The sequence below is a fragment of the Pseudomonas sp. NY8896 genome (assembly GCF_039634505.1).
The window spans coordinates 3,884,284-3,904,194 of the sequence record NZ_CP132350.1 but is presented as its reverse complement, the minus strand read 5'-3'; the positions used below and the strand labels follow the sequence as shown (position 1 = coordinate 3,904,194).

Sequence of the window (19,911 nt, the reverse complement as noted above, 5' to 3'; positions counted from 1 at the left end):
CCGTAGAAATCTACGCAGTTCGAATATCGCGGCCAGACTCACGCTGGGCCACCAGCGCGCGAATGCGCGGGATCAGGTCCTGCCCGTACTCGACCGCATCACGCAATTGGTCAAAACCGCGGAACAGGAAAGTGCTCACCCCAAGCTCGTAGTAAGCCAATGCGGCCTCTGCCACCTGCTCTGCAGTCCCCACCAGCGACGTAGAGTTACCGGCACCGCCACCCAGCGCGGCAATCTCGGTCCACAGCCGGGTGTCATGCACTTTGCGCTGGCTGGCCAGCTGCACCAGACGCTCAGAGCCGGCATTGCTCTTGCCGAAGTTCTTCTCGCGGCGGTTGCCCTGGTGGATGCCGATCCGCGCCTGGGCGTCGGCCAGAATGCGCTCGGCACGGCCCCAGGCCTCGGCCTCGGTAGCGCCCAGAATCGGCCGCAACGACAGGCTGAAGCGAATATGCTTTTCGCGTCCGTAGCGGGCGGCGGCCTTGCGCACTTTGGCGATGCGTTCGCGTACCTGTTCCAGCGGTTCGCCCCACATCATGTACACATCGGCGTATTTGGCGGCCACTTCGACGGCCGCATCAGAGGCGCCAGAGAAATAGATCGGCAAATGCTGCACTGGCTTGACCAGGGTCAGGTTGTCTTCGACGCGGTAATGTGTGCCCTGGTGGTCGAACGGTTCATGGCGAGTCCAGGTGTCACGCAGTACCTGCAGGTATTCGTCGGTGCGCGCATAACGGGCATCCTTGTCCAGGAAGTCGCCATCGCGCTGCAGGTCGCCGCTGTCGCCGCCGGTAATGACGTTGATCGAGGCACGGCCACGGCTCAGCTGGTCAAGGGTGGCGAACTGGCGGGCGGCGAAGGTCGGGGCCTGGAAGCCAGGGCGGTGGGCTACCAGCAGGCCGATGCGCTCGGTGAGGGCGGCCACATAGCTGGCCAGAATCAACGAATCCGGCGCGCTGGTATTGACTGCCAGCAGCGCTTTGTCAAAGCCACCATACTCTTGGGCCTGGGAGAAGGCTTTGATGAACTCCAGGTCGACCAGCGGGCCGCGTGCTGCCTGTGACTCGCTGCTTTCCTGCGGGCCGATGAGGCCGATGAATTCGAGGCTCATGGAACAGAACTCCTTGTCGTGATGGGCTCAGGCAACCGCTGTCTGGGTGCGGCGCAGTGTGTTGCGGTTTTCCGGCACGTCGAGGCCGAAATGGTCTCGCAGGGTTGTACCGGCATACGTCTGGCGTACCAGGCCTCGCGCCTGCAGCAGCGGCACCACCTGCTCGGTGAAATACTGCAGGCCGTCGGGTAGCAGCGAGTTGATGATGAAACCGTCGGCCGCGCCGTTTTCGAACCAGTGCTGCAGGGCATCGCCAACCTGTTCCGGGGTACCGACGAAGTCCCGGCGTGGACGCGAGAAACGCAGCGCCAGCTCGCGCAAGGTCAGGCCTTCATCACGGGCCAGCTGCTTGAGTTGGTCCGAGGTGCCCTTGTGGCTGTCATTGCCCAGCGTGCCGAGGTCGGGGAAGGGCGCATCCAAGTCATGGTGGCTGAAGTCGTAGTCGTTGAACGGCCGGCCAAGCGCAACCAGGGCATCTTCGATGCTTACCAGGTCCACGGCTTGCTGATAACGCTGTTCGACCTCCTCGGCGTCGCGGCCGACGATCGGGCGTATGCCGGGCAGGATGAACAATGCATCCGGATCACGGCCATGGCGCGCGGCACGCTGCTTGAGGTCCTGATAGTAAGCGTGGGCATCGTCGAACGATTCCGGGTTGACGAAGATGGCGTCGGCGTTTTGCGCGGCGAAGTTGCGACCCTCTTCCGACACGCCTGCCTGGAAGATCAGTGGCTGGCCCTGGGGCGAGCGCTGGATGTTCAGCGGGCCCTTGACCTTGAAGAACTCACCCTGGTGGCCGAGGGTGTGCAGTTTGGCCGGGTCGAAGAACTGTCCGCTTTGCTTGTCGCGGGTAAAGGCGTCGTCTTCCCAGGAGTCCCACAGCCCTTTGACCACCTCTACGTGCTCGCGCGCAATTCGGTAACGCACGGCATGCGGCGGGTGTTCAGCCTTGCCGAAGTTGTCAGCAGTACCGGAAAGCCAGGAAGTCACCACGTTCCAGCCCGCGCGCCCACCGCTGATCAGGTCCAGCGAGGCGAACTGACGTGCTACCTGGAAGGGCTCGGTGTAGCTGACCGTGACCGTGGCCACCAGGCCGATGTGTTCGGTTACCGCAGCCAGCGCCGAGAGGATGGTCAGCGGCTCGAAACGGTTGAGGTAGTGAGGGCTGGAGCGGGCGTGGATGTGCAGGCTGTCGGCAATGAAGGCGAAGTCGAACGTTGCCGCCTCCGCCAGTTTTGCCTGATGTTTGTAGAAACCGAAATTGACACTGGCATCGGCCAATGCATCGGGGTGGCGCCATTCGCCCCAGCCGTGGCCGACGCCATGGATCATGGCGCCCAGGCGGATCTGTCGTTTGCTCATCGGAATACCTGCGGGTTGTGCTGCAAATGGAGTCGATACGGCCTTGAAACTCAGCCGCGGCGGAGGTCGGTACAGGCCACAAGAACGCGGTCAGTTCTGGTAATCCAGTCCCTCCCGATCCAGCTGGCGTATCAGCGCATCCCAATGCCGCTGGATCCCTTCCCCCAGCCCATCGGAAAACCGCTTCGACTGCTCATGCACCTTGGCAATTGCTGCCGGCGCCGCGTACAGCAGTTGGTCGTTGCCCCCTGCCTGCGCCGCCACCTGGATGTTGCAGGCCCGCTCCAGCCCGTGCAGCTCGCGGAAGGCATGCTCGACGCTGATTCCCCCGGTCAGCAGGCCAAGGTTGCGTAGGATCAGGATATTGCTGTCGCCCAGGTTGGCCACCAGCCGCTGCTGCTCGTCCAGGTCCAGGGCGACGCCTTCGTAGTCGTGGTACACCACGCGGCTGTAGTAGGCCAGGGCATGCTGCGAGATTGGCAGCAGGCCATCGCGTTGTGCCGACACTGCTGCGCCATCGCGCGTGTGGGTGTGCAGCACGGCCTTGAGGTCGGGCCGCGCACGGTGAATGGCGCTGTGAATCACATAGCCGGCCTGGTTGATGCCCAGGCCCAGGGGATCATCGATGATCGTGCCATCTACATCGACCTTCACCAGGTTGGAGGCGGTGATCTCGTCGAACAGCAGGCCGAAGGCGTTGATCAGAAAGTGTTCGTCGGGCCCAGGCACGCGTGCCGAGAAGTGTGTGTAGATATGGTCGGTCCAGCGGAACAGGGCAGCCAGGCGATAGGCCGCAGCCAGCTTTACTCGCACCTCCCATTCTTCGGCGCTGACCCGTTGGCGCACGGTGTTTTCCTGGGGGGCGATGACAGACAATGCAGTCATGGTGTTCTCCAAAAAATTGTCGGTTCAGTAGCCGCGCTGGGTATCGACCAGGTTGTGCAGCGGTGCCTGTTCGCGGTAGCGGGCGAAGTTGTCGAGAAATGCGTCGAGCAAGGCCGGGTAGCCGTCCTCGGAAATCGCCGAGGTATGCGGCGACAGGAATACTCGCGGGTGCTGGTACAGCGGGTGCCCCGTCGGTAGCGGCTCCGGTTCGGTGACATCCAGGCTGGCGCGGCCGATCAGGCCACTGTCCAGGGCATCGAGCAGGGCTTGCTGGTTCAGCAGCCCGCCACGGGCGATGTTGATCAGGTGCAGGCCGGGCTTGGCCTGGGCCAGTACCTGGTGGTCGATCAGGCCACGGGTGGCAGGGGTGAGCGGGGCGGCGATGACCAGGTGATCGCTGCCGGCAAACAGCTGTTGCAGGTTGTCGACGCGCTGTACGCCCGGCACCTCGGCAATGGGTTGGCCTGGGCGATTCAGCGCCAGTACCTGCATGCCCAGGGCATTTGCCTTGCGCGCCAGGCTCTGGCCGATGCTGCCGAAGCCGAATATGCCCAGGGTACGGCCACGTACCGGGGCCAGCGGGGTCAGGCGCCAGTCGGCGTCTTTGACCCACAGGCCCGGTAGCTGCTTGGCGGCAGCGAGCACCAGAGCCAAGGCAAACTCGGCCACCTGCTCGGCATTGGCGCCGCGGCCACTGGTGACCGGCGGGCCCTGGAACACCCAGTCGGGGTAGAAGTCGATGCCCGAGGACACCACCTGCACCCAGCGCAATTGCCACGGCCAGCCGGCGGGCGGGGAATCCACTCGGTTACCGCGTACATTGACCGGGCGCAGGATGAAGACGTCGGCAGGGATGTCCAGCTGCAGCTGGGTGGGTGCGATATCGACCACCTCGTGGTCAGGCAAGTGATCGCGCAGGTACTGGTTAGCCTGGGCGTCCAGCTGGCTGGCGATGATCGAGTGGCTCATGCTGCCACCTCCGCCAAGGCTGCACGGCCGACCTGGCCAAGTACTACGTCATCCTGGGGGGTGTGGATGCGGCTGCACAGCACATCGCGATAGTGCCGCTCCAACGGGTTGCGCCGCGACAGGCCAGGGTTACCGGCAGCCTCGATGGCCAGCTCCACAGCCTGGATGGCATTGCGGCTGACCAGGTGCTTGAGTTGCCCGGCATGGCGCGGCTCGGTCTGCCCGCTGACGGCGGCGTTCAGCAGGCTCTGGTTGGCGAACAGCAGCGTGTCGATGCGTCCGACCACGTCCTGGAAACGCGCCAGGCTGGCCAGCGGTGCCCCCAGGTTGGACGGCGCCCGCTGGTTCAGGAACTGCACCAGCCAGTCACGTGCGGCCTGGGCCACACCGTCGTACAGTGCAGGCAGCAACACTGCCATCCACAGCAGGCCGGTGCTGTCGAGTTCGGGGCGTGGTGCGCTGGCCGGGCTGACGCTGACGGCATGCTCCAACGGGATCAGCACCTCGTCGAACTGCACTTCATGGCTGCAGGTGGCACGCATGCCCAGGTGGTCCCAGTCTTCGACGATACGGATGCCAGGGGTGTCCTTGTGTACCAGGAAGCCGCCTACGAGGGGGTCCTGGTCGTCGCTGCGGGCCCACACCAGGTACCAGCTCAGGCCATGGCTGCCGGTGGAGTAGATTTTGCGCCCGGACAACCGCCAGCCCTCGGCGGTGCGCCGAGCGGTGGTCGCCGGCAAGCCACCGCGTGCCGGTGTGCCCAGTTCCGGCTCGACGCGAAAGGCGTTGATCAGCGCGCCGTTGGCCACCGCGTCGCGTGCCACTTGCAGGCGCAGGTGCTCGGGCCAGCGATCCTCGTCCTGTAGGCGCAAGTGCTGCAGGTACTGCATCACCAGGATCAATGCGGTGGACGGGCAGCCTTTGCCGACGGCGGTGATCACCAGGCGTGCGCTGGCCAGGTCGGCCCCGCCACCGCCCAGGGCGCGCGGCACGGTGAAACTCAGCAGGCCGTGGCGGTGCAGCAGGGTGAAGTTGTCGACGGGGAACTGGCCGCTGCGGTCGTAGCGCTCGGCATTGCTGGCCAGGGCCTGGGTGAGTTCGGCTAGTGCGCTGGCGGAAGGGGGGTGACTCATGGGTATTCATCCCTGGAACACGGTGGGTTTCTAAGACCGTATTCGTATGGGTGAAGGCTGTAAAAGTCTTTTTTGTTCTATGCTAATTATCAGTTGTATGAATTAAAGTTGTTAGTTGTTATGCAATACTGGTATTTAATCGGGCTGCATTGCAGCCCATCGGGAACATGAGGCGTCTCCTAGACAGTGAACTGCGCCACGTTTTTACGCTCACCCACACAACTGTTGCCCGGCCACCCGGCCAAACAGCTCCACCGGCTCCTGCAGGTTGCCCAGGTAGCGCGGGTGGAACAGCCACAAATCCACCTGGGGCTTGAAGTCCGTTACATTGACCACATCCAGCGCGTCCCGATGGCGGCTGTTCTGCAACAACGGCTCAGGCACGAGGCCAAGCCCCTGCCCATTGGCCACCAGCCCCAATTGCAACTCGGTACCAAAGGTCTCCAGGTTGATCGACAAGCTCAGCCCCTGTTCACTCAGGGCGCGCTGCAGCCCCGCGCGGAAGCCGCAGCCATCGGGGTTGAGCACCCAGCCACGGGTGTAGCAGTCCTTGAGCTTGAGGCTGCGCTTGCCGGTGCTGCCTTTGGCTGCAACTACCCGCAGTGGCATGCGTGCGATCGACTGGCTGGCGATGCCCTCGGGGAAGATCTTGCCCGGCGGGAACAGCGCAGCGGCAGCGTCGAGTTCGCCATTTTCCATGCGCGCGATCAGGCTGCTGCCCCAGCCGCTGGTGACCTGGGTGCGCAGGTCCGGGTAGGTTTCGCGGATTTGCGCCAGGGCATCGAGCAGCACCACATCACCCAGGGTTTGCGGCACGCCCAGCCGCAGGGTCCCGGAAGGCGCTCCGTCGTTGGCCACCAGCTCGCGCAGCGAGTCGATCTCGCGCAAAATGGCTTTGCACTGTTCGTACACGCGCAGGCCCATGGGGGTCGGTTTGAGAGGCTTGGTGTTGCGGTCGAGCAGGGTGGCGCCCAGGTCTTCCTCGAAGTTCTGTACGCGGCGGGTGATGGCCGGTTGAGTCAGCTGCAGGGCCTCGGCGGCGAGGTTGGTCGACTGGCAGCGGATGACCGCCACGAAGGCGTCCATGTCATCGATTTTCATATTCGGCGCTCACATATTGGGGCGGTGGGACATACCTTGGAAGAATAATCCTCATTGGCAGGATTGTCACAGCACCGTCCGTGTAACCCGCGTGATCAACCTTGGGCGAATGCCGCCAGCTTCTCCCCATCCAAGCGGTAGCGCACCCACTCATCCTGCGCCTCGGCCCCCAGCTTCTGATAGAAACCGATCGCAGGCTCGTTCCAGTCCAGCACGCTCCATTCCAGGCGCCCGCACTGGTTCGCCACCGCCTCGCGGGCAATGTGCTGAAGCAGTTGCCGCCCGGCGCCATCGCCACGTTGCTCGGGTGTCACATACAAGTCTTCCAGGTAAATGCCATTGCGCCCGAGCCAGGTCGAGTAGCTGTAGAAATACACGGCAAAACCAATCGCCCGGCCATCACGCTCGCAAATCAGGCTGTGCACTGTGCTGCCCTCATCGAACAGGCTGTGCTCGATATCCGCCAAGGTGGCGACCACCTCGTGGCGTGCGCGCTCGTAATCGGCAAGTTCAGTGATGAAGGCCAGGATCTGCTCGGCATCGGTGCGAACGGCAGGGCGAATGATGAGGCTCATGGTGACGGCTTCCTTGATCCGGGTTAGCGGTACAGTGGTGTGTATCTAAGTAATTTAATGTAACTGTATCGGTCGCAGGGTAGGGCGACTCCGGTAGTGTGACAGTACCTAAGAAGAAAGTGGAATGCCCGCCATGCTTGCCTCTGCCGACCTGCTGACTGCCTTCGTGCTATTTGCTTTCGTGTCTTCCATCACCCCTGGGCCCAACAACACGATGTTGCTGGCGTCGGGGGTGAACTTCGGCGTGCGCCGCTCGATCCCCCATGCCCTGGGCATCAGCGTCGGGTTCATGGTCATGGTGCTGGCCGTAGGCCTGGGCCTGGGCGAGGTGTTCAAGGCCTGGCCGCCGTTGTACACGGTGCTGCGCTATACAGGCGCGGCCTACTTGCTGTTCCTGGCCTGGAAGATTGCCACCTCCGGGCCGGTCGGGACGGCCTCTTCCAGTGCCCGCAAACCGCTGGGCTTCTGGGGCGCGGCGGCGTTCCAGTGGGTCAATCCCAAGGCCTGGGTGATGGCGGTAGGGGCGATTACCACCTACACGCCGGCGCAAGGCTATGTGACCAACGTGATCGTCATCGCCGCCTTGTTTGCATTGGTCAACCTGCCCAGCGTCGGTGTGTGGGTGATGTTCGGCAGCGCGTTGCGCAACTTGTTGCAGAACCCGCGCTGGCTGATGCTGTTCAATGTCCTGATGGCCGTGTTGCTGGTGATTTCACTGTACCCACTGCTGTTTGTAGAATCAGCGTTTTCCTAGCCTCGCGAGTACAGCCAACTGATGGAGTTGATCCCCTGGTCCCACGAATGTGCCGAAGGCTTCACCCTGCGTGGCTGGCGTACCCCGGCCAGCGGCAAGCCGTTGCTGCATTTCCTGCACGGCAATGGCTTCTGTTGCCTGGCCTACCAGCCGTTGTTGATGCGCTTGAGTGAGCATTTCGACCTGTGGCTTTGCGATGTCCAAGGGCATGGTGACAGTGACCACGGAGGGGTGTTTCGTGGTTGGAACCGTACCGCTGCGCTAGCCGTTGAAGCGTTTGAGGAAGGGCGTGGCGAGTACGGCGACGTACCTCGATTTGCTGTAGGGCACAGCTTCGGTGGCGTACTTACCGGGCTGATCCTGGCCAGCGAGCCGCAACTGTTTGCACGTGCCGTGCTGCTCGACCCGGTGCTGTTCAGCCGACGCATGATTGGCGTGATGGGGGCGGCAGCCCTGGTTGGTCTGCATCAGCGCCATGCGCTTGCGCGCAAGGCTGCCAGCCGCCGCAGCCACTGGCCCGATCGCGAAGCCGCGCTGGCATCGCTGCAGGGGCGTGGCATTTTCAAAGGCTGGACCGATGCGGCGTTGCAGGCCTATGTCGAGCATGCCATCGGCGATTGTGGCGAGGCAGTGGTGCTCAAGTGCCGGCCCAGCCGTGAAGTGGAAATTTTCAGTTCGTTCCCCAAGCGCATGTGGGCAAGCCTGGCGGCGATCAATACCCCCACGCGGGTGATGTATGGCGAACGTACCTACCCCTTCGTACCGCACTCGGTACAGCGGCTGCTGGCAATCAACCCGCAGGTGACCGGCCACCAGGTACCCGGTGGGCACTGCTTCATGCAAGAGGACCCCGAGCTTTGTTCCAGCGAAGTGAAAAGGTTCCTACTGGAGGGGCTTGCGGGATAACTTTTCCACGCAGTAGCGGAGAAATGTCATCAGTAAGGTGATGCTTTTTTGAGCCTGCAACGATGATTACCACGACCTTTTCACAACACCCTTGTTTGCAAAAGCACTTCGATCATTCTTGGCAGGCAAACAATTCGCTGCGCCAGGCCATGCAGTACGCCCTCGCTCCGCTGGTCAGGCAAGCCCCCGTTTCTGTTGTTGTCGTGGGGTCTTACGGGCGGTGCGAGGTCTCGCGTATTTCGGACATCGATTTTTTCATCGTGCATGACGGCAGCATGTCTGAGGCCCGGCTGCTCGACGTACTGCATCAAGTCAAAAACCTGGTTCGACCGCTCAGCTGGCCGGGTGAGAGCGATGAGTCCAAGTTTGGTCAGGGCGCGCTTTCACTCTATTCGGAGTTGAGCAACCACATTGGATGGAAGCAGGAAAGCAATACGGCGCTCACCCGACGAATGCTGCTCCTGCTGGAAGGCCGCCCACTGTTTGGCGATGAGAGTTTCACTCGGTGGCGAACTGAGTTGCTGTGCCGGTATGTGGCAAGCGACCAAGGAACAGGGTTGCCCAGGTTCATGCTTAATGATGTGGTTCGGTATTACCGCAGCATGATGGCGAACTTCGAGGAAAAGCGGGCTGAAGGCAAGGCTTGGGGCGTGCGTAACATCAAGCTGAAGTTCTCTCGCAAGCTGCTTTACCTGGGAGGGATCGTGGTGATTGCCGAGGCCCATGGTCTACCGGCCAGTGAAAAGATTAAACGCCTCGACCATTGGCTTTCATTCACACCGCTACAACGCGTTGCGATGCTGGGACAGTCAAACCCCCATACTGGGCAGTTGCTAGAGCAGTATGCCTTGTTCCTGGACTTGATATCTTCACTGGAAAATCGTCGTCGCTTGGACTCACTGAGCCCAGAATACGCACGGACAGATCCTCTCTATCGAGAAATTTCCATCGTAGGCAAGGCATTTTCCGAGGGGCTTGAGCAATGGCTCGCAGCCCAGTATCCAGGCCACCCAATCCTGCACGCAATGCTTTTCTGAACAGGCTCAGTGTCCTATTGGTGGAACGATGTATGCCATATGAGCCAGCTACCGCCGCATTGGCATCATTGATAAGGTTATCCCAGCCAAGAGAGGAGCCTTCTCATGAAAAAGATTCTGGGTATCCACCGCAGCCCCCACGCCCATTGGGTGGGTGATGGTTTTCCGGTGCGCAGCCTGTTCACCTACGACAACCTGGCCAGCCGGATCAGCCCGTTCCTGCTGCTGGACTACGCCGGCCCGCATGATTTCACCCCCACCACTGCACGGCGTGGGGTGGGTCAGCACCCGCACCGTGGTTTCGAGACCGTGACCATCGTCTACCAGGGTGAACTGGAGCACCGTGATTCCACCGGTGCTGGCGGCTTGATCGGCCCAGGTGACGTACAGTGGATGACGGCTGCCAATGGCATCATCCATGAAGAGTTCCATTCTCCGGCCTTCGCCCACAGTGGCGGCACGCTGGAAATGGTCCAGCTGTGGGTCAACCTGCCGGCGCGGGACAAACGCGCGGCGGCTGGGTACCAGACCCTGCTGGCCAGCGACATCCCGGTGGTCACGCTGGACGGTGACGCTGGCAGCTTGCGGGTGGTTGCGGGCGACTACCGTGGGCACCTGGGGCCAGCTCGGACCTTTACCGCGATGGATGTGTGGGACCTGCGGTTGAATGCTGGCGCGGCCTTGCAACTGCCGGTCGCTGCCGGCCGCAACGCGGCGCTGGTGGTGCTGCGTGGTAACGTGCGAATCAACGGCGAGCGCGAGGCAGGCCCGGCCAGCCTGGTGTTGCTTGACCGGGAGGCTGAGGATGTCAGTGTCGAGGCGTTGGAAGGTGCCAGCGTGCTACTGCTCAGCGGTGAGCCGATCGATGAGCCGATCGTCGGCTATGGCCCGTTCGTGATGAACAGCCAGGCGGAGATCGCCGAATCTTTCGATGACTTCCATGCCGGGCGGTTTGGGCAGATGCAGGATGAGCGGGAAGGGGCTCGGCACTGAGCCTTGCCTGAAAAAGCCGGGGTTGCAAAGCAGCCCCGGCATGCTTGTACATGGCTTGACCCTCAAGGTTTTCTGGCATGATCCACCCATGCCCACCCTCACTCGACAGCACGCCGTGCGCCGATCATTGCCCACCCCCGGCCACCACACCCTGTGGCTGCGCTACCGTGCCCCCTATCATTGGCCCTCGACCCTGGGCTTCCTAGCCGCCCGCTGTATCCCCGGCATCGAAACCTGCCACGACGGCACCTACAGCCGCACCCTGATCGTTGCTGGCCACCACGCCGTCCTGCACGCGACGCCAATGACCAACCAACACCTGCGCGTTCGCCTTGAAGGCGCGCCTTCAAACGCGCTGCCCGGCCTGATCGCCAGGCTGAGGCGGGTTTTCGACCTTGACGCCGACCCTGCACGCATCAGCGCCGAGCTGTCTTGCGACCCTTTGATGGCAAGCCTGCTCAAGGCGCGCCCGGGGCTGCGTGTGCCGCAAGGCTGGGACGCCTGCGAGCAAGCCATGCGTACCGTACTTGGCCAGCAAATCAGCGTGGCCGGCGCCATGACCCTGGCGGGCCGGCTGGTCCAACGCCACGGCGCCCCGCTGCGTCTGTCGGCACCGGGCTTGAGCCACGTGTTCCCGGCTCTACCGACATTGGCAAATGCACAGTTCGAAAACATGGGCATGCCGAGCGCGCGCGCCACCACCCTCGCCACCCTGGCCAACGCCTTGCTGGCCGACCCCGGCTTGCTGCGTCGCGGGCAAGTGCTGGATGAGCTATTGCGCAACCTGTGCCGGCTAAAGGGTATCGGGCCGTGGAGCGCCCACTACCTGGCGCTGCGTCAGGCCGGCGCCGCTGATGCCTTGCCGCTGGGTGACGTAGCCTTGATCAAGGCGTTGCGGTTGCTTGAGGGCGACGAGGCGCAACTGGCCGAAAGGGCACTGGACTGGCGCCCGTGGCGGGCTTATGCGGCGCAGCACTTGTGGGCCTCGCTGGGGCCGGCAGGGACCACTCGTCGTTAAGTCGGTCATTGCATTCGAACGCACGGCCTATGCGCAGGATCTTCCACTAAGGTGCTAGAGGATTCCCCGCATCATCATTGCCCCGGCGCATGGACGCCTGCCCGGGCATGCGCAATATCAATTGGCGCCCCGCCCGACAAAGGCGTAATTCCACACAACAGGCCATCGCACAGAGAGGGTCGTACCATGTCGTTGATAGGAGTTTCGATGCTAGAAATGCGGCAGATGATCGAGCAGGCGTGCCTGCCGGATCGCTGTGAAGTCAGCTGCCTGGATGGCGCCAACCTGACCATCCGCCTGGGTCAGGGCCAGAGTCTCGATCAAAGTGTGACCCTTAGCGGGGTCTCGCTGCACAACCTGAACAGTTGCCGTGACCTGGTCAACCTGGTGGGGCAGCTTCATGCGCTACGTGACAACCACCCGGCGCCTCTCAGGTCGATGGCCTGAGGGCGCCCGCCGTGCCCCGGTCAGCCCAAGCTGGCCGGGCGTACGTACTCTGGCATCAGGCCGTTGAACCAGAACAGGATCATCGCCACCAGCATGCTCACCAGCAGCAACAACCCTACACCCCAGACACAGGTTGCAAACAGCATCGCCTGTTCCTTCTTCAGCCGCAGGAATGTCTGCAACCCGCCATAGAGCAACACGCTGGCATAGGCAGAGGCAGCCAGCAGCGCGGCGAAAGCCAGCCAGCGAATAGGCACCAGGCCGACCACCCCGGCAAAGAACCACGGCGTGGCGCAGTAGGCGGCAAAACCAATGCACTGGTTCAGGCTGGGCTGTGCATCGAACCCGCGCGACATCCAGCGGATCATCACCCCCATCAGCATCACCCCCACGACGGTGGTGGCATACAGCAGCCCCGCCAGTTGCGCGGCGCTGCCCATGCTCAGGCGCACTCGCTCCTCAGCCGCCAGGCTCCAGCCGAAGGTGGTGGTGCCGACAAACAGGCACACCGCAGGGACCAGTGCCAGGGCCAACAGGCGCGGCAGGTATTGCTGTGGGTGGTCCTCCTCGGCACGGCGGATATCCAGCCAGGCGTCGGCGGGGTGGGTGAATAGCTTGAGCAACGGGCTGTTCATGGCGTTCTCCAGCAGGCATGGGCCTTTTAGCTATGGAGACACGCTGCGGCCAGGCGGTTCAGCCGGGTTGGCCGCCGTTGATCGGCTTACTGCAATTCCAGCAGCAAGTTCAGGCCGCCGTCACCGCATTTGCCCTGGTCGCGGACCACACCACGGTAACTTCGCCCATCCCAGACGAAGGCCACGCTATGCGCACGGTCCACCTTGTCAGGCAGCGGTGGGCAAATGTGCAGGCGCAGCCCAGGGCGGCCTTGCAGGTTGAGGGCGGCGAGCTGGCATTGGCATTCCACGCTCTGCGCCACCGGGCCGAACAGGGTGTCGCGTACGTAATCGAGCTGCAGCGAGGCATTGGGTGCACGGCCAGGCATCTTCATGGGTGCGTGGCTCCGTTGCACAGGCTTGAAGGATTGAGCGGGTAGGGCATGGCGAGCTCCAGACTGAAGAGAGAGCGGCTTAACGTTTGAAGCTTGCCTGGCCAAGATGTTCAATGTGTTTCATGTACGTTCATCTTGTTCGACGTCGATGAGGGAGGGCAGACCCTTCAGGCACCCGCCTTGCGCAAAGTCAGGTTGATACGCCGCTCACCCAGACGCGGGTGCGTGCCGGGCTTGATCGGTAGCACACCATGGAAGCGCAAGCGGTCTATGCCCCCCCAAACCAACACATCGCCGTGGCTCAGCGGGATGCGCTGGGTTTTGTCGGCGCGCTGCAGACCGCCGAACAGGAACACCGCCGGCAAGCCCAGTGACACCGACACGATCGGTTGGCCGAAATCCTGCTCATCGCGGTCTTGGTGCAGGCTCAGGCGGGTGCCCGGCAAGTAGTGGTTGACCAGGCAGGCATCTGGCACGAAACCCTCGAACCCAGCCAAGGCTGCAGCTCGGGCAGCCAGGGCGAGCAAAACCGGGGGCAGGGCGGGCCAGGGCTTGCCGCTGAGTGGGTCGCTGGGGCTGTAGCGGTAGCCGCCTTCGTCACTCACCCAGCCCAGCGAGCCGCAATTGGTCAGGCCTACCGCCATGCGCAGGCCCCCCGGGGTGTGCATGTGCCGGAACGGCGCGGCACGCAGCACTGGGCGCAGGGCGTCGAGCAGCGCCTCGGTTTCGGCCAGGGCGAAGCCAGGCAGCAGCACGGTGTGGCTGGCCAGGCGTTGCGGCTGGGGGCCGAACAGGTCGAGGTCGGACTGGATCATGAGGGGCTGCATATGTGTGATGTGTAGCCAGTGTATCCCGATGGATGCAATTGCTGTAGGACCGGCCTTGTGCTGCGAAGAGGCCGGCATAGCTCCCCAGGCGGAGCGAAAGTATGCCAAGGGTTGGGGTATCAAAAAAGGAACCGCGGCACCAGGGAGAGGAGCACCGCGGTTCAAGGGGGAGAGGTTTACTTCTGGGTCACAGTGGCCAGGTTCGCGCTGCCCAGCTGGGTGATGGTGGCGGTTTGGGCGATACCGCTCTGGTCGACGAACGCCTTGTTGCCCTGGCCTCCCTGGGTCACGTAGGCGACGTTGATGCTGTCAGTCTGTTTGATGGTGGCTTCGTTGCCGCTACCGTACAGCTGGTTGGTGTAGCTTTGGTTGGCGTAGCCGGACTGGTCGAGGGTGATGGAGTTGCCGGTGCCCTGGCTGTTGCCGTAGGCATAGTTGTCGGTACCGCGTTGGTCGGCGATCAGGATGTTGTCGGTGCCGTTCTGCTCGAAGTACAGCTCGTTGTTGACGTCATCCTGCTTGGTCTGCATCTGGTTGCCTTTACCCGTCTGGGTCAGCGTGGCCATTTGGTCAGCGCCCTTCTGGGTCAGGTTGACGCCGTTGCCATTGCCCGTCTGGTTGATGGTGGCGTTCTGGTTGGTGCCGAACTGGCCGCCCATCTTGGCGCCTTTCCAGTTGCTGGCGGTGATGCTGTTGCCATTGCCTTTGGTGTTGATGGTCAGGTTGAGGTTTTCACCATTTTGGTAGGTGAAGTGCAGGTTGTTGTTGCCGGTCTGGGTGATGGTGGCGGTCGCGTTGTTGGTCTCGAACTGATCCGACCAGCTGGCGTTGGCATTGCCTTGCTGCGACAGGCTGACCTTGTTGCCGGTACCGAAGCTCTGGTCGATATAGCCTTCGTTCGCCTGGCCGGTCTGGGTCACGGAGGCCTGGCTACCGATCTGGTTGTCCTGCCACACCTCCACCGAGTTGCCGCCACCGTACTGGCCAATGCCGATGGTGCCACCGGTGCCTTCACGCTGGTCGCCATAGGCCCAGTTGTCGTGGCCATCCTGGTAGACCTGAATGTCGCCATCGACATGGTTCAGGTGCTCGGCGGCGGCGTAGTTGTCCTGGCCGGTCTGGTTGACGGTGCTGCGGTTGTTGAGGCCACCGAAGGTTTGCTCGATGAAGGCCTCGTTGCGCTGGCCAGATTGCCAGGTGGTAGCTTTGCTGCCTTCCTGGCTGTCCTGCCACACCGTGGATTTGTTGCCGACGCCTTGCTGGGTTTGCAGCGACTCGTTGTTCAGCCCAACCGACTGGCTGGCGAAGGCGTCGTTGTAGCTGCCTGAAGCCTGCTGTTTGATCTGGCTGCCATTTTCAAACAACTGCTCGGCGTAGCCGGCATTGTACTGGCCAGTGGCGCTCTGCTGGATATCGCTGGTGCTTTCGGTCTGCACCGCCAGGTGGTTGTGGCCCTTGCCGGTCTGGTTCTGGGTGGCCGAGGCAAAGGAAGCCTGGGTCTGGGTGACTTCGGCGATGTTTTCCTTGCCGTCCTGAGTCTGGGACGAGGTGCTGTCAGCAGCCATGGCCTGACCTGCGAGGGCCAGGACGATAGCGGCACTTAACGGAGCGAGCTTGTACATGGTGGTGCCTCCAGGTCTATCGGTATTGGGTGATCTGAACATGCTGGCCATTGCCGGCCTGGGTCACGGAGCTGTTGAGGCCCGAGCCGGACTGCACGATGCTGGCGCTGTTGTCGTTGCCGATCTGCTCGATGGCAGCGCTGTTGCTGCTGCCGCTTTGGCGGATCGACGCGCTGTTGCCATTTCCCTGTTGGCTGATGCTGGCCATCAGGTCATTACCTTCTTGCAGGATGTACGCTTCTTGCGCACCACCGGCCTGCACGATGCGGCCCAACAGGGCCTGACCGTTCTGGTCGAGGGCGGCGCGGTTGCCCGACCCTTGCTGTTCGATCACCGCAGCCTGACCGGCACCGACCGGTAGCAGGCGGATGATCACCGGGTCACCTAGGTCGTTGCCGGGCGCAAGGTCGGCATTGTCCATCAGGTCATCGGCCCAGCTGGCCTGGCCCGCCAGGGCCAGGCTGAACAGCAGTGGATACAGGCGTTTCATGGCGTTTCCCCCGCCTTTACTGCACAACCACGTTGACGGTGCGGGTGGTACCCGGGCTGGTGGTGATGGTTGCCGTCGGCGCGGCGGTCGGGATGATCGTGGTGCTGTTGCTCACTGCCAGACGCCAGCGGCCGTTCACCGGCACCGTGGCGGTACCCAGCGTCTGTACGCCGGTGGTGGTGGTGACCCGGACGGTGACAACGTTGCCCGTGGTCACCGACGAGGTACCGCTGATATCCCAGTTGTACCGGTTGTTGGAGCGCGCCGTGACGGTGGCTGCCGTGACCGCGAAGGTTTCGGCGGCAGGCCGTGGCGATACGTTGACGGTGACCGTGCCTGGGGTAGACAGCGCCCCCAGCGAGTCACGGGCCTGGTAGGTGAAGGTGGTGGTGAAGGCCGTGGTCACCGTGGCCGGTGGGGTGTAGGTGACCGTGGTGCCGTCGGTGCTGACTGTGCCTCGGCCGGCAGCCGGTTGGGTGACGCCAGCAACGGCCAGCGGTACGTTGCCTTCTGGATCGGTGTCGTTGGCCAGCACGTTGATGGTCAATGGCACGCCCAGGGTGGCAACGGTTTCCGGGTTGGCAGTCGGTGCCTGGTTAGGCGCGACGTTGATGGTGACCGTGGCCGGTTCCGACTTCAGCCCCTTGGCGTCCACCGCCCGGTAACTGAAGGTGGCCACCAGCGGTTGCGTGGCCCCGGCTGGCGGGGTGTAGGTAACCGAGGTGGTGCCGTTGAGCACCACGCCGCCAAGGCCGGTTCCAGGCTGGGTCAGGTCGCTGATGGTCAGCGGAACGTTGCCGTCCGGGTCGCTGTCGTTTTGCAGCAGGTTCAGGGTAATCGGCACACCGACACTGGTGCTGCCAACGTCGGCCTGGGCTAGCGGTGGCTGGTTGGCCGCCTCGACCGGTGCGTTGCCGACCACGATCACCGGCTCCACGTCGCTACCCCCATGGGCAGACTTGACCGTAACGGTGGCTGGCGGTTGCGCCACATCGTTGACCGTGAGGCTTTGCAGCGTGCCCGATTTGGACAGGCGGCCATAGCCTTGGGCGAGCATGTCGGGGATGGTGACCTCGTCACTCGACCTGGCCTCGATCAGCAGGCGCTTGTTGGCCCAGTCATAGCGCGCGGTGCTGACCTTGACCACGTCGGTGAGCTTGCTTGACAGCGCGGTCGGCTGGGTGCCGGCGGCACTGTTGCTGGCGGTGACCACCACTACCGCCGGCGGCACGGCCTGGCTGAGCTGCTGGCTGAAGAACAGGCCATTGTTGTCCGCCGTCAGGTTGAACTGGCAGGGCGAAGGCGGCGTGCCGATAAGCGCCAGGCCATTGCGCATGCACAGGCTGGCCTCTTTCGGGGCCTTGGCGAACACTTCCACGCGGGTGCCGCTGCCGTTGCGCGAGTAGGTGGCGCGCTCCAGGGTGACCGGGGTTTGCGCGCGTTGGTCCAGCACCTTGCCCGAGACAGTGAACAACGCAGTCTCGATGCGACCGGGCGGGCCGTCGATGCGGATGAAGTTGGTATTGAACGGGCTGCCCACCACGGCTTCTGGGCGGTTCGGGTCACCAATGAAGGTTTCGGTGGCGCCGGTGTCCGGGTTGACTTCGGTGTAAGGCCCGCCAACCCCTCGCAGCCATGGCCCGAGTGCGCCGTTGAGCGCCCCGGTGAAGTTCCCCGGCGCACCGATACCGATGTCGCGGGTAATGTTGATCGCTCGCCGACCGGGCGAGGTGACGTTGACGGTTTCGACACCGTAAGGGTGCGTAATGGTGTACACACCTGCGCGGGGTACCGATACACGAATACGGATGCGGGCGAAGCTCTGCTGGTCGCCGTCCACCGGGTTTTCGGCGGCAAAGGCCGCTTCCAGGCCTGCGACATAGGCATCCAGTTCATAGCCGCTGTTACCCACGGCAGGGATGGTGGCCTCGGCCAGGAACCAGAACATCTCAGGCGGCCAGTTGTCCGGGAACACCAGCGGCAGCGCATCGTCGTAGATGCCGGGTTCCGGCAGCAGGGTGCACATGTAGGACGGTGCGGCCGGGGTGCCAGGTACGCGGGTACTGGTGGCACGTGACTGGCACAGCTCCAGGGACTGGTTCAGGCCGTCCTTGTACCACATCGGGTAGCCACCGGTGGCGAAGGTGTAGGGCCCTGGGTCCACTTCAGACAACGCGGCAAAGGCAGCGCTGGTAACGGTGAGGGAAAAACCGGCGGCGAACAGCGCACGGCGCGACCAAGTGTTCATGCTGCCTCCTTGAAGGCTGAGCCTTTGTCTGTTCATGGCACCAGCACCACGTCTTCGGTATCGCTACCCCCATTGGCGCTGGTGACCTGCACCTTGGCCGGCGGGATGGGTGAGACGGTCATGCTCAACGTCTTCACCGCGCCGTTGCCGCCAAGGTTGCCGATCAACGTACCGTTGCCGGTATGGGCGGTGAGCACGGGTGGGGTGGTTTCGTCGCTGGTGCTGGCCACCAAGGTCAGCTCGCCGGTGGACAGCCGGTACTGGGCTTGGGTGATGGTGACCAGGTCGGTCAGCGGCACGTTGTGGGTGGTCAGGCTGCTGGTCGGAATCGCCACGCTGTTGTCGGCGGTGAGTGTGAGGAGGGTGCCGGCCGCCGGGTTCAGCGCCGATTGGGCGTACCAGGCGCCGGTGCCGTTGGCCTCGGTGAGGCTCAGGTTGGGGGTCTGGCTGGTCAGGGTTACGCTGGCAGGCGGCGGCGGGGCCATCACGAAGATGTCCTGCTGGGCACGCAGGTCGCCATTCTCGGTATGCCGCGAGTAGGTGCTGCGCTGTGGCATCAGCGGGGTAGGCAGGGCGACAGTCGAGAGCTTGCCGGAGATTGCGAAAAGTTCGGTACGCAGGTCGATGCCGCCAGGGCCTTCGATGCGGACGAAGTTGGTGTTGAACGGGCTGCCGGTTACCCGTTCTTCCAGGTTCGGGTCGCCGATGAAGCGTTCGTTACCTTCGGTGTAGGGGCCGTTGACACTGCGCAGGAACGGCCCGACATCGCCTTTCAGCGCACCGGTGAAGTCGCCTGCGCCGGCAATGCCGATGTCGCGGGTCATGTTGATCGCACGGCGCCCTGCGGCGGGGACATCGAACACTTCAACGCCGTAGGGGTGGGTGACCACGTAGGTGCCGGCGGTAGGGACATCAACCCGGATACGCACCCGGGCGAAGCTGACCTGGTCACCCTCCACCGGCTCTTCGGCGGCGAATGCCGCTTCGATTGCCGTGCCGTAGCTGAGGTTGATGCCGCGGGCGGCGTCGGCGATGGCGGCGTCGGCAGTGAACCAGAATGCCTCGTCAGGGAAGTTGGTGGGGAAGACGATGGGTTGGGTATCGTCGAACACACCGGGCGTGGGCAGCAACGTGCACATGTACGACGGTGCGCCGGGTGCGCCGGCGACCCGAGAGCTGACGGCTTTGGTCAGACACAGGTCGAGGGTACGACCGTGGCTGTCCTGGTACCAGGCAGGGAAGCCGCCGTTGGCGGGGACGTAGGCGCCTGGATCGACAGCATTCAGTGCAGCCTGCGCCGGAAGCTGGAGCATGCCGGCGAAAATCGCCACTGCCAGCGGGTGGGGTATCGGTCGGTGCATGAGTCAATTCCTCCTGCAAACGGGCCCATGGACTTGGGGCGTCTGGGAGGAGATCGGCAAGAG

Annotated in this window: 20 protein-coding genes; 6 read left to right on the top strand and 14 right to left on the bottom strand. The window is 63.3% G+C overall.

Translation table 11 applies throughout. The features are described from left to right. Positions 1-10: 10 nt before the first annotated feature. From Q9451_RS17485 to Q9451_RS17455, 7 genes are all read right to left on the bottom strand, one after another. The gene (locus Q9451_RS17485; protein WP_012272174.1) at positions 11-1,111 is read right to left on the bottom strand and encodes an LLM class flavin-dependent oxidoreductase; all 1,101 of its coding nucleotides are present in this window, start codon (positions 1,109-1,111) and stop codon (positions 11-13) included. Between the two features lie 27 nt (positions 1,112-1,138). After that, positions 1,139-2,473, bottom strand: coding sequence for an LLM class flavin-dependent oxidoreductase (locus Q9451_RS17480; protein WP_012272175.1), 1,335 nt, complete (start codon positions 2,471-2,473; stop codon positions 1,139-1,141). A 90-nt stretch (positions 2,474-2,563) separates the two neighbouring features. Continuing rightward, entirely contained in the window at positions 2,564-3,358 is a 795-nt protein-coding gene (locus Q9451_RS17475; RefSeq protein WP_345960692.1) for a class II aldolase/adducin family protein, read from the bottom strand. Positions 3,359-3,382: 24 nt separating this feature from the next. Further along, on the bottom strand, positions 3,383-4,327 hold the full coding sequence (locus tag Q9451_RS17470) for a D-isomer specific 2-hydroxyacid dehydrogenase family protein (RefSeq protein WP_012272177.1): 945 nt from the start codon (positions 4,325-4,327) through the stop codon (positions 3,383-3,385). After that, on the bottom strand, positions 4,324-5,460 hold the full coding sequence (locus tag Q9451_RS17465) for an acyl-CoA dehydrogenase family protein (RefSeq protein WP_012272178.1): 1,137 nt from the start codon (positions 5,458-5,460) through the stop codon (positions 4,324-4,326). Before Q9451_RS17465 ends, Q9451_RS17470 begins: the two co-directional genes overlap by 4 nt. Positions 5,461-5,670: 210 nt before the next feature. Beyond that, a complete protein-coding gene (locus tag Q9451_RS17460) occupies positions 5,671-6,561 on the bottom strand; it encodes a LysR family transcriptional regulator (protein WP_012272179.1) in 891 nt (296 codons plus the stop codon). A gap of 95 nt (positions 6,562-6,656) precedes the next feature. Beyond that, positions 6,657-7,136, bottom strand: a complete 480-nt coding sequence (locus Q9451_RS17455) for a GNAT family N-acetyltransferase (RefSeq protein ID WP_012272180.1) — start codon at positions 7,134-7,136, stop codon at positions 6,657-6,659. Between the two features lie 124 nt (positions 7,137-7,260). Between Q9451_RS17455 and Q9451_RS17450 the strand changes: the two genes are divergently transcribed. The 6 genes from Q9451_RS17450 (at position 7,261) to Q9451_RS17425 (ending at position 12,291) form a co-directional block, all read left to right on the top strand. Next, positions 7,261-7,890: a LysE family translocator gene (locus tag Q9451_RS17450; RefSeq protein ID WP_012272181.1), complete on the top strand. Its 630-nt coding sequence runs from the start codon at positions 7,261-7,263 to the stop codon at positions 7,888-7,890. 21 nt (positions 7,891-7,911) lie between these two features. Further along, the gene (locus Q9451_RS17445) at positions 7,912-8,796 is read left to right on the top strand and encodes an alpha/beta hydrolase (protein WP_012272182.1); all 885 of its coding nucleotides are present in this window, start codon (positions 7,912-7,914) and stop codon (positions 8,794-8,796) included. A gap of 62 nt (positions 8,797-8,858) precedes the next feature. Then, on the top strand, positions 8,859-9,833 hold the full coding sequence (locus tag Q9451_RS17440; protein WP_012272183.1) for a nucleotidyltransferase domain-containing protein: 975 nt from the start codon (positions 8,859-8,861) through the stop codon (positions 9,831-9,833). 105 nt (positions 9,834-9,938) lie between these two features. Then, entirely contained in the window at positions 9,939-10,826 is an 888-nt protein-coding gene (locus tag Q9451_RS17435; RefSeq protein WP_012272184.1) for a pirin family protein, read from the top strand. An 88-nt stretch (positions 10,827-10,914) separates the two neighbouring features. After that, entirely contained in the window at positions 10,915-11,844 is a 930-nt protein-coding gene (locus tag Q9451_RS17430) for an AlkA N-terminal domain-containing protein (RefSeq protein WP_049773295.1), read from the top strand. Between the two features lie 186 nt (positions 11,845-12,030). Beyond that, entirely contained in the window at positions 12,031-12,291 is a 261-nt protein-coding gene (locus tag Q9451_RS17425) for a DUF1652 domain-containing protein (RefSeq protein ID WP_012272186.1), read from the top strand. Positions 12,292-12,311: 20 nt separating this feature from the next. Here Q9451_RS17425 and Q9451_RS17420 read toward each other — a convergent pair whose 3' ends face one another. The 7 genes from Q9451_RS17420 to Q9451_RS17390 form a co-directional block, all read right to left on the bottom strand. Further along, positions 12,312-12,926, bottom strand: a complete 615-nt coding sequence (locus Q9451_RS17420) for a Yip1 family protein (protein WP_012272187.1) — start codon at positions 12,924-12,926, stop codon at positions 12,312-12,314. A gap of 86 nt (positions 12,927-13,012) precedes the next feature. Further along, positions 13,013-13,300, bottom strand: coding sequence for a hypothetical protein (locus Q9451_RS17415; protein WP_012272188.1), 288 nt, complete (start codon positions 13,298-13,300; stop codon positions 13,013-13,015). A gap of 167 nt (positions 13,301-13,467) precedes the next feature. Beyond that, entirely contained in the window at positions 13,468-14,115 is a 648-nt protein-coding gene (gene alkB / locus Q9451_RS17410) for a DNA oxidative demethylase AlkB (RefSeq protein WP_041166487.1), read from the bottom strand. A gap of 188 nt (positions 14,116-14,303) precedes the next feature. Further along, positions 14,304-15,749: a curlin gene (locus Q9451_RS17405; RefSeq protein ID WP_012272190.1), complete on the bottom strand. Its 1,446-nt coding sequence runs from the start codon at positions 15,747-15,749 to the stop codon at positions 14,304-14,306. Positions 15,750-15,765: 16 nt separating this feature from the next. Next, positions 15,766-16,239 carry a curlin gene (locus tag Q9451_RS17400; RefSeq protein ID WP_012272191.1) on the bottom strand — a complete coding sequence of 158 codons (474 nt, stop codon included), beginning with the start codon at positions 16,237-16,239 and terminating at the stop codon, positions 15,766-15,768. A gap of 16 nt (positions 16,240-16,255) precedes the next feature. Next, positions 16,256-18,487, bottom strand: a complete 2,232-nt coding sequence (locus tag Q9451_RS17395; protein WP_012272192.1) for an Ig-like domain-containing protein — start codon at positions 18,485-18,487, stop codon at positions 16,256-16,258. Between the two features lie 32 nt (positions 18,488-18,519). Beyond that, positions 18,520-19,848 carry a hypothetical protein gene (locus Q9451_RS17390; protein WP_012272193.1) on the bottom strand — a complete coding sequence of 443 codons (1,329 nt, stop codon included), beginning with the start codon at positions 19,846-19,848 and terminating at the stop codon, positions 18,520-18,522. Positions 19,849-19,911: the final 63 nt, after the last annotated feature.